Below are 9,230 nucleotides of genomic sequence, written 5' to 3' on the forward strand. Positions count from 1 at the left end.
GCGCCCCGCCCGGTGCGCTCAGCGCAGCAGCACCGCGTCCATGCCCGGTACCTCCGGCGGCAGCGCCACCAGGCCCAGCTCGGCGGGCGAGGCCAGCCGGGGGTGCGCGGGCAGGACCCGCACCGTGTAGCCGAACGGCCCGGTGCGGCCGAGCTCCAGCGAGCCCTCGTACCTGGTCCGCCCGTCCAGGTCGGGCCCGCCGACCGGCTTGAGGGCGAGCAGGCAGGCGTCCGAGATCCGGTCCGACTCGTCCACCCGGCCGGAGACCACCTGGACCTCGACGTCGGCCGGCTCCAGCGGACCGAGGGTCACCTGCACCCGCAGCGCGAGGGCGCTGCCCAGCTCCTGCGCCTCGTCCGGGCAGTCCGCCTCGACGTGCTCCACCCGGACGGCCGGCCAGGCCTCGCGCACCCGGGCCTTCCACCCGGCCAGCTTCCGGGCGGCGCGGTGCGCCCCGCTGCCGGCCAGCTCCCGCTGGGCCTGCGCGGCCGGGGCGTAGAGCCGTTCGACGTACTCGCGGACCATCCGGCCCGCCAGCACCTTGGGCCCGAGGGTGACCAGGGTGTGCCGGACCATCGCGATCCACCGGTGCGGCAGGCCGTCCGAGCCCCGGTCGTAGAAGCGGGTGGCGACCTGCTCCTCGATCAGGTCGTAGAGCGCGGCGGCCTCGATGTCGTCGCGCCGCTCGGCCTCCCGGCTGTCCGGGTCGAGCACGCCGTCGCCGGTGTCGGCGGTGGGGATCGCCCAGCCGTTCTGGCCGTCGAACCACTCGTCCCACCAGCCGTCCAGCACCGACAGGTTGAGGCAGCCGTTGAGCGCGGCCTTCATCCCGGAGGTGCCGCAGGCCTCCAGCGGGCGGAGCGGGTTGTTCAGCCAGACGTCGCAGCCCGGGTAGAGGTGCCGGGCCATCGCCATGTCGTAGTCCGGCAGGAAGACGATCCGGTGCCGGACGGCGGGGTCGTCGGCGAAGGCCACCATCTGCTGGATCAGCCGCTTGCCGCCGTCGTCGGCCGGGTGGGCCTTGCCAGCCACCACGATCTGCACCGGCCTGGTCGGGTGCAGCAGCAGCGCGCGCAGCCGCTCCTGGTCGCGGAGCATCAGGGTGAGCCGCTTGTAGGAGGGCACCCGGCGGGCGAAGCCGATGGTGAGCACGTCCGGGTCGAGCACCGAGGAGACCCAGCCGAGTTCGGCCTCGCCGGCCCCGCGCTGGTGCCAGGAGGCGCGCAGCCGGCGGCGGACCTCGTCGACCAGCTGGGCGCGCAGGGTGCGGCGGAGGTCCCAGACCTCGGTGTTGCCGATCCGCTCCAGACCGGTCCAGCGCTTGGTCTCGCCGGTGGTCATGGCCTCCTCGGCGCGGTCGGCGCCGATCTCGGCGGCGCCGAGCCGGACGACCGCCGGGTCGATCCAGGTGGCCGCGTGGACGCCGTTGGTGACCGAGGTGATCGGCACGTCCGCGGCGTCGAAGCCCGGCCAGAGGCCGTTGAACATCGAGCGGCTGACCTCGCCGTGCAGGGTGGAGACGCCGTTGGCGCGCTGGGCCAGCCGCAGGCCCATGGCGGCCATGTTGAACAGCTTCGGGTCGCCGCCGCGCCAGGTCTCGGCGCCGAGCGCGAGCACCTGCTCGACCGGGACGCCGGGGAGCGCGGTCTCGCCGCCGAAGTGCCGGGCCACCAGCTCGCGGTCGAACCGGTCGATGCCGGCCGGGACGGGCGTGTGGGTGGTGAAGAGGGTGCCGGCCCGGACCGACTCCAGGGCGGCCGCGAAGTCGAGCCCGGCGTCCGCGACCAGTTCGCGGATCCGCTCGACGCCGAGGAAGCCGGCGTGGCCCTCGTTGGTGTGGAAGACCTCGGGCGCGGGGTGGCCGGTGAGCCGCTGGTAGGCGCGCACGGCCCGGACGCCGCCGACGCCGAGCAGCATCTCCTGCAGCAGCCGGTGCTCGCTGCCGCCGCCGTAGAGGCGGTCGGTGACGTCGCGCTCGGCGGGCGAGTTGGCCTCGATGCCGGAGTCCAGCAGCAGCAGCGGGACCCGGCCGACCTGGGCCTTCCAGATGTGCGCGGCCAGGGTGCGGCCGCCGGGCAGGGCGAGGTCGACCCGGCTGGGCGTGCCGTCCGGTTCGCGCAGCAGGGTGACGGCCAGCTCGTCCGGGTCGAGCAGCGGGTAGCGCTCCTGCTGCCAGCCGTCCCGGTCGAGGGACTGCCGGAAGTAGCCGTGCCGGTAGAAGAGACCGACGCCGATGATCGGGACGCCGAGGTCGCTGGCGGCCTTGAGGTGGTCGCCGGCGAGGATGCCGAGGCCGCCGGAGTACTGGGGCAGCGCGGCGGCGATGCCGTACTCGGGCGAGAAGTAGGCGATGGCGGCGGGGGGCGGCGCGGCGGCCTGCTGTCCCGCCGTCTGGTACCAGCGCGGGCCGGCCAGGTACTCCCGCAGGTCGTCGGCGAGGTCGCCGAGCCGGCGCAGGAACCTGCGGTCGGCGGCGAGCGCGGCGAGCCGGGCGGCCGGGACCTCCCCGAGCAGCCGCACCGGGTCCTCGCCCGTCGCGGCCCACACGTCCGGGTCCACGGACCGGAAGAGGTCCCGGGTCTCGGGGTGCCAGGACCAGCGCAGGTTGAGAGCCAGCTCGTGCAACGGCTGGAGTTGTTCGGGCAGGACGGTGCGGACGGTGAATCTGCGGATTGCCTTCACGGCGTGAAGCGTAGCCTCGCCCGATGGCATGATGGTGCGTCAGTTGGGCTATTCGGCATCCGTTCGGCCTATTGATGAGATCGCATTCGGCGCATTGGACTGCACGGGGGGCGCACGAGGCGCACTTTCCGGGGCGCCGCGCCACCAATACGTGAACACCGCGGAACAGATCCATTTCCGCCGGCGGGCCCGCGCCCGATCACCTCCGAAACTCCGGCCGGACCGGTGCGGAATCGGCACCGCGGGTGCGAGGATGAACCGCGGTCGTCGATGCTGCGGGGAGTGCGGAGACGGGTGGCGTTCCCCCGCGAAGCAGCACGTCCGAATCCTTTTCGTGTTGATCGTTCGTCATCCTGATTGGTCCATTCGGCGCCCATCGCCGACCGCCGCGTGTCCTCGCGATCATCCCGCTCGTTCACGGGTGGGTCGGGTCTCCAGGGGCGCGCTCCGGGAGGCGTGCGCCGGGACGCGCGCGGGCTCTCGGGCCCTCCGCCACGGGCTCGGCGGGAGCGGGGCAGGTTGCCCGGAACGGCGGCGCGGGCAGGCTTCCGGTCGCAGGTCCTCCCCACCCAGCAGTCCTCCCGGTACTCCCCTGGCCGAGCCGGCCCGCGGGAGCTGCCGCCGATCTCGGGCAGGAGCTTGGCATGCACGGCGACACGCGGGACCAGTCCACACCGGTGGCGGACACCCTCGACGCAGCGGTCGCGGAATCCGCCGGACGGATGGATTCTGACGCTCGGACGGACACGGCGATGCCGGGGCCCCGGGGCGCCGGGGCAGACCGTACGGAGCGGCCGGACGAGCCGGCCCGACAACCCGGGGCCGAGGACAGCCCGACCGCCCCCGGCCCGACCAGGGCCGCGACCTCGCGCGGGCGCACCACCGCCCGCGGCGCGAGCGCCTCCGAACCCGCCACCGGCCGGGCCGGGGGCGCCGCACCGGCCGGGGCGCCCGCCGCGCGCCCCGCCGCCGGCCGGGCCCGCGCGAAGCCCGCCACCACCCGCAAGACCGCCCGCACGACGAGAGAGAGCGACACCGTGATCGGCCGCATCCCCGTCCTGGACGTCAGTCCCCTCGTGGACGCCGGCCGCCGCCCGGCCAAGGCCGTGGTCGGCGAGTCCTTCCCGGTCTCCGCGACCGTGTTCCGCGAGGGGCACGACGCGGTCGCCGCCAATGTGGTGCTGCGCAACCCGCGCGGCCGCGGCGGCCCCTGGACGCCGATGCGCGAGCTGGCCGAGGGCTCCGACCGCTGGGGCGCGCAGGTCACCCCGACCGCCCCCGGCCGCTGGTCGTACCTGGTCGAGGCCTGGTCCGACCCGGTGGCCACCTGGCGCAAGGCCGCGGCGATCAAGCTGCCGGCCGGGATCGACACCGCGCTCGTCCTGGAGGAGGGCGCGCAGCTGCTGGACCGCGCCGCCGCCGGGGTCCCGAAGAAGGAGGGCCGGGCGGTGGTACTGGCGGCCGCCGAGGCACTGCGCGACCCGGCCCTGCCGCCGCTGTCCCGGCTGGCCGCCGCGCTCGCCCCCGAGGTGCAGGAGCTGCTGGGCCGCTTCCCGCTGCGCGAACTGGTGAGCGCCTCGCGGCCGGTGCCGCTCCAGGTGGACCGGGAGCGGGCGCTGTTCGGCTCCTGGTACGAGTTCTTCCCCCGCTCCGAGGGGGCGGTGGTCGACCCGTCCGGGGTGGAGCCGCCGCGCTCGGGCACCCTGCGGACCGCCGCCGAACGGCTGCCGGCGGTCGCCGCGATGGGCTTCGACGTGGTCTACCTGCCGCCGGTCCACCCGATCGGCCGTGCCTTCCGCAAGGGCCCGGACAACAGCCTGACGGCCGGCCCGCACGACGTCGGCTCGCCCTGGGCGATCGGCTCCCCGGAGGGCGGCCACGACGCCGTCCACCCGGACCTCGGCACGATCGAGGACTTCGACCACTTCGTCGCCGAGGCCACCGCGCTGCACCTGGAGGTGGCGCTGGACTTCGCGCTCCAGTGTTCGCCGGACCACCCCTGGGTGAACAAGCATCCGGAATGGTTCAGTCACCGGGCGGACGGCACCATCGCCTACGCCGAGAATCCCCCGAAGAAATATCAGGATATTTATCCGATCAACTTCGACCAGGACATGGACGGAATCGTCAAGGAGACGATCCGGGTCCTCCGGTTCTGGATGGCGCACGGGGTGCGGATCTTCCGGGTCGACAACCCGCACACCAAACCGGTGGTCTTCTGGGAGCGGGTGCTCGCCGACATCGCCCGCACCGACCCGGACGTGGTCTTCCTCGCCGAGGCCTTCACCCGCCCGGCGATGATGCACACCCTGGGGAAGATCGGTTTCCACCAGTCGTACACGTACTTCACCTGGCGCAACACCAAGGCCGAACTCACCGAGTACCTCACCGAGCTCACCGGTGACGCGGCCGCCTACATGCGCCCCAACTTCTTCGCCAGCACCCCGGACATCCTGCACGCCTACCTCCAGGACGGCGGCCGGGCCGCGTTCGCGATCCGCGCCGTCCTGGCGGCCACCCTCTCCCCCAGCTACGGCGTGTACGCCGGCTACGAGCTCTACGAGAACGAGCCGGCCCACCCCGGTTCCGAGGAGTACCTGCACTCGGAGAAGTACGAACTGCGCCCCCGGGACTGGAGCCGCACCGACACCCTCGCCCCGCTGCTCACCGTCCTGAACCGGCTGCGCCGCCGTCACCCGGCCCTCCAGCAGCTGCGTTCACTGCGCTTCCACCCCACCGACAACGACCAGGTGCTCGCCTACTCCAAGACCGCCCCGACGCCCGACGGCCTCACCGACCACCTCATCACCGTGGTCAACCTGGATCCGCACCACACCCAGGAGGCCACCGTCACCCTGGACGGGGACGGGCCGTACGCGGTCCACGACGAGCTCACCGGTGCCGCCTACACCTGGGGCCGGCACAACTATGTCCGGCTCGACCCCTCAGCCGAGCCGGCCCACCTCCTCACGGTTCGGAGGAACCCAGCGTGACAGTCAACGAGCCCGTCCCCGACACCTTCCCCGAGACCTCGAAGAAGAACCTGGACCCGGAGTGGTTCAAGCGTGCGGTCTTCTACGAGGTGCTGGTGCGGTCCTTCCAGGACAGCAACGGCGACGGGGTCGGAGACCTCAAGGGGCTCACCGCCAAACTCGACTACCTGCAGTGGCTCGGGGTCGACTGCCTCTGGCTGCCGCCGTTCTTCGCCTCGCCGCTGCGCGACGGCGGCTACGACGTGTCCGACTACAAGTCGGTGCTGCCGGAGTTCGGCGACCTCGCCGACTTCATGGAGTTCGTCGACGCCGCGCACGCCCGCGGCATGCGCGTGGTCATCGACTTCGTCATGAACCACACCAGCGACCAGCACCCGTGGTTCCAGGCCTCCCGGGAGGACCCGGACGGCCCGTACGGCGACTTCTACATGTGGGCCGACGACGACAAGCAGTACCCGGACGCCCGGATCATCTTCGTCGACACCGAGACCTCCAACTGGACCTACGACCCGGTGCGCAAGCAGTACTTCTGGCACCGGTTCTTCTCCCACCAGCCCGACCTCAACTACGACAACCCCCGGGTCCAGGACGAGATGATCGCCGGGCTGCGGTTCTGGCTGGACCTCGGCATCGACGGGTTCCGGCTGGACGCGGTGCCGTACCTGTTCGCCCGGGAGGGCACCAACTGCGAGAACCTCCCGGAGACCCACGAGTTCCTCCAGCGGGTCCGCAAGGAGATCGACGCCGACTACCCGGACACCGTGCTGCTCGCCGAGGCCAACCAGTGGCCGGAGGACGTCGTCGACTACTTCGGCGACTTCGCCTCCGGCGGCGACGAGTGCCACATGGCGTTCCACTTCCCGGTGATGCCGCGGATCTTCATGGCGGTCCGCCGGGAGTCCCGCTACCCCGTCTCGGAGATCCTCGCCAAGACGCCCAACATCCCGCACGGCTGCCAGTGGGGGATCTTCCTGCGCAACCACGACGAGCTGACCCTGGAGATGGTCACCGACGAGGAGCGCGACTACATGTACGCGGAGTACGCCAAGGACCCGCGGATGCGCGCCAATGTGGGCATCCGCCGACGGCTCGCCCCGCTGCTGGAGAACGACCGCAACCAGATCGAGCTCTTCACCGCCCTGCTGCTCTCCCTGCCCGGTTCGCCGGTGCTCTACTACGGCGACGAGATCGGCATGGGGGACAACATCTGGCTGGGCGACCGGGACGGCGTCCGGACCCCGATGCAGTGGACCCCGGACCGCAACGCGGGTTTCTCCTCCGCCGACCCGGGCAGGCTCAGTCTGCCGCCCATCATGGATCCGGTGTACGGCTACCAGGTGACCAACGTCGAAGCGCAGCAAAGCAGTTCGAGTTCGCTGCTGCACTGGACGCGTCGCATGATCGAGATCCGCAAGCTCAACCCGGCGTTCGGCCTCGGCAGCTACACCGAACTGCCCTCCAGCAACCCCGCGGTGCTGGCCTTCGTCCGTGAGTACGAGGGAGACCTGGTCATGTGCGTGAACAACTTCTCGCGGTTCGCGCAACCGACCGAACTGGACCTGCGGCGGTACGGCGGACGGAATCCGGTCGAGCTGATCGGCGGGGTGCGCTTCCCCTCGATCGGCGAGTGGCCGTACCTGCTCACCCTGGCCGGGCACGGCTTCTACTGGTTCCAGCTCCGTCGGCCCGCCCGGCCGAGCGGAACCGTGCGGCCGAAGTAACGATCCGGCAGCCGCCGCGGATCCCACCGAACCCTCCGGGGGCGCGAGTTCGTACCCCGCGCCCCCGGTCGTCTCTGCACCACCGCGTACGGAGAACAGCCCAACGGCCACCCACACGAAGGCGTGACACCCGGGCCCAGCGCTCGCGTGCCGCGCCGCCGCGCCGCCGCAATCCGGAAGACTGACGGACCCGGCCAGACCCGTCGGGCGATCCGCCCAGCTCCTCCGGGGAAAGGGAGTCATGTCCGAAACCTCCCGTTCGCAAGTCCCCCTGCACCAGGACGCCCCCGCCGGCTCCGCCGCGCCGGCCGTCCCGCGGGGTACCGGGGTCCGGAGGACCGCCCTGGGGGTGAGCGAACTCGTCCAGGCGGCGCTGCCGCTGATCGCCGAGTGGCTACCCACCCAGCGCTGGTACGCCGGGAAGGGGCGGCCGATCACCGGCCTCACCCCCGTGGTCGGCACCCCCCTCCAGGTCGGCGACCCCGCCCTGCTGCACCTGCTGCTCCGGGTCGAGCACGCCGCTACCACCGGTGTGCCGCACGGCGACCTGTACCAACTGCTGCTCGGCATCCGCTCGCAGGGCCCGGCCGGCATCGAGCCGACCGCCGTCCTCGGCCGGCTCACCCAGGGCCCGTACGACGGGGCGACGCTCTTCGACGCGGTGCACGATCCGGAGCTGACCGGGCGGCTGCTGGAGCACCTGGCCACCGGCGACCGGTTCGGCGCGCTGTCGTTCCGCCGCACCCCCGGCTCCGGACTGCCCACCAACCTGCCCGGGCGCGCCTCCACCGCCGAGCAGTCCAACAGCTCCGTCATCTACGGCACCTCGTACATCCTGAAGCTGTTCCGCCGCGTCCACCCCGGCACCAACCCCGACCTGGAACTCTCGCTCGCGCTCTCCCGGGCCGGTTCGACCCGCATCCCCCGGGTCGCCGCCTGGTTCGAGAGCCGGCTGGAGCGCGCCGAGCCGGCCACCCTCGGGCTGCTCCAGCGCTACCTCCCGGAGGCCGAGGACGGCTGGGAGCTCGCCCTCGACCAGGTCGGCCGGCTGAAGGGCGACCCCTCGCCCGGGAACTTCGCGATCGAGGCGCACCGGCTCGGCCGGGCCACCGCCGAGGTCCACCGGGTGCTCGCCCGATCGATGCCGGTCGCCCGGCTGGACCGGGGGCAGACTCGGCAGCTGGCCACCGCGATGACCGACCGACTGGACAGCGCGGTCGCCGCCGTCCCGGGGCTGATGCGCTACCGGGGCGCCCTCCGCTCGGCCTTCGGCCAGATGGCCGACGCCCATCCGGACGGCCTGGCGGTCCAGCGGATCCACGGCGACCTGCACCTCGGCCAGGCCATGCGCACCCCGCACGGCTGGGTCCTGCTGGACTTCGAGGGCGAGCCGGCCAAGTCGGTCGCCGAACGGCGCGAACCGCAGACCGCGCTGCGGGACGTCGCCGCGATGCTCCGCTCCTTCGACTACGCCGCCGCCCACCTACTGGCCGGCGGACCGCCCGACCCGGAACTCGCGCACCTCGCCGCCGCCTGGGCGCAGCGCAACCGCACCGCCTTCTGCGCCGGCTACACCGCGGGCGGCGGCACCGACCCGGCGGCCTCGCCGGAGCTGATGCGCGCGCTGGAGATCGACAAGGCGGTGTACGAGGTGGTCTACGAGGCCAGGCACCGGCCGAGCTGGCTGCCGATCCCGCTGGCCGCCATCAACCGGCTCGCCCTCACCGTCTGACCCGCCGCGCCCCCTCGCCGGCCGGTCCGGCCCCCGCCCCACCGGGGGCCACCCCCTCCTCCCCCTCCTCCTCTCCCGTTGCGCCGCCGGAGCCCCTCCCCC

General features: G+C 72.9%; 4 protein-coding genes. 3 read left to right on the forward strand and 1 reads right to left on the reverse strand.

The annotated features are described in order from the left end of the window. Nucleotides 1–18: 18 nt before the first annotated feature. Nucleotides 19–2,682, reverse strand: coding sequence for an alpha-glucan family phosphorylase (gene glgP, locus VR45_RS08060; protein ID WP_045938968.1), 2,664 nt, complete (start codon nt 2,680–2,682; stop codon nt 19–21). Between the two features lie 1,037 nt (nt 2,683–3,719). Between glgP and VR45_RS08065 the strand changes: the two genes are divergently transcribed. The 3 genes from VR45_RS08065 to VR45_RS08075 all read left to right on the forward strand — a co-directional run bounded on the left by VR45_RS08065 (nt 3,720) and on the right by VR45_RS08075 (nt 9,128). Further along, entirely contained in the window at nt 3,720–5,675 is a 1,956-nt protein-coding gene (locus tag VR45_RS08065) for an alpha-1,4-glucan--maltose-1-phosphate maltosyltransferase (protein ID WP_045938981.1), read from the forward strand. Continuing rightward, nucleotides 5,672–7,396, forward strand: coding sequence for a maltose alpha-D-glucosyltransferase (treS, locus tag VR45_RS08070; RefSeq protein WP_045938969.1), 1,725 nt, complete (start codon nt 5,672–5,674; stop codon nt 7,394–7,396). The genes VR45_RS08065 and treS overlap by 4 nt, the downstream gene beginning before the upstream one ends. Before the next feature lie 349 nt (nt 7,397–7,745). Beyond that, on the forward strand, nt 7,746–9,128 hold the full coding sequence (locus VR45_RS08075; protein WP_353612670.1) for a maltokinase: 1,383 nt from the start codon (nt 7,746–7,748) through the stop codon (nt 9,126–9,128). Nucleotides 9,129–9,230 lie beyond the last annotated feature (102 nt).

The organism is Streptomyces sp. NRRL S-495, assembly GCF_000966955.1.
Lineage (GTDB): Bacteria > Actinomycetota > Actinomycetes > Streptomycetales > Streptomycetaceae > Kitasatospora > Kitasatospora purpeofusca.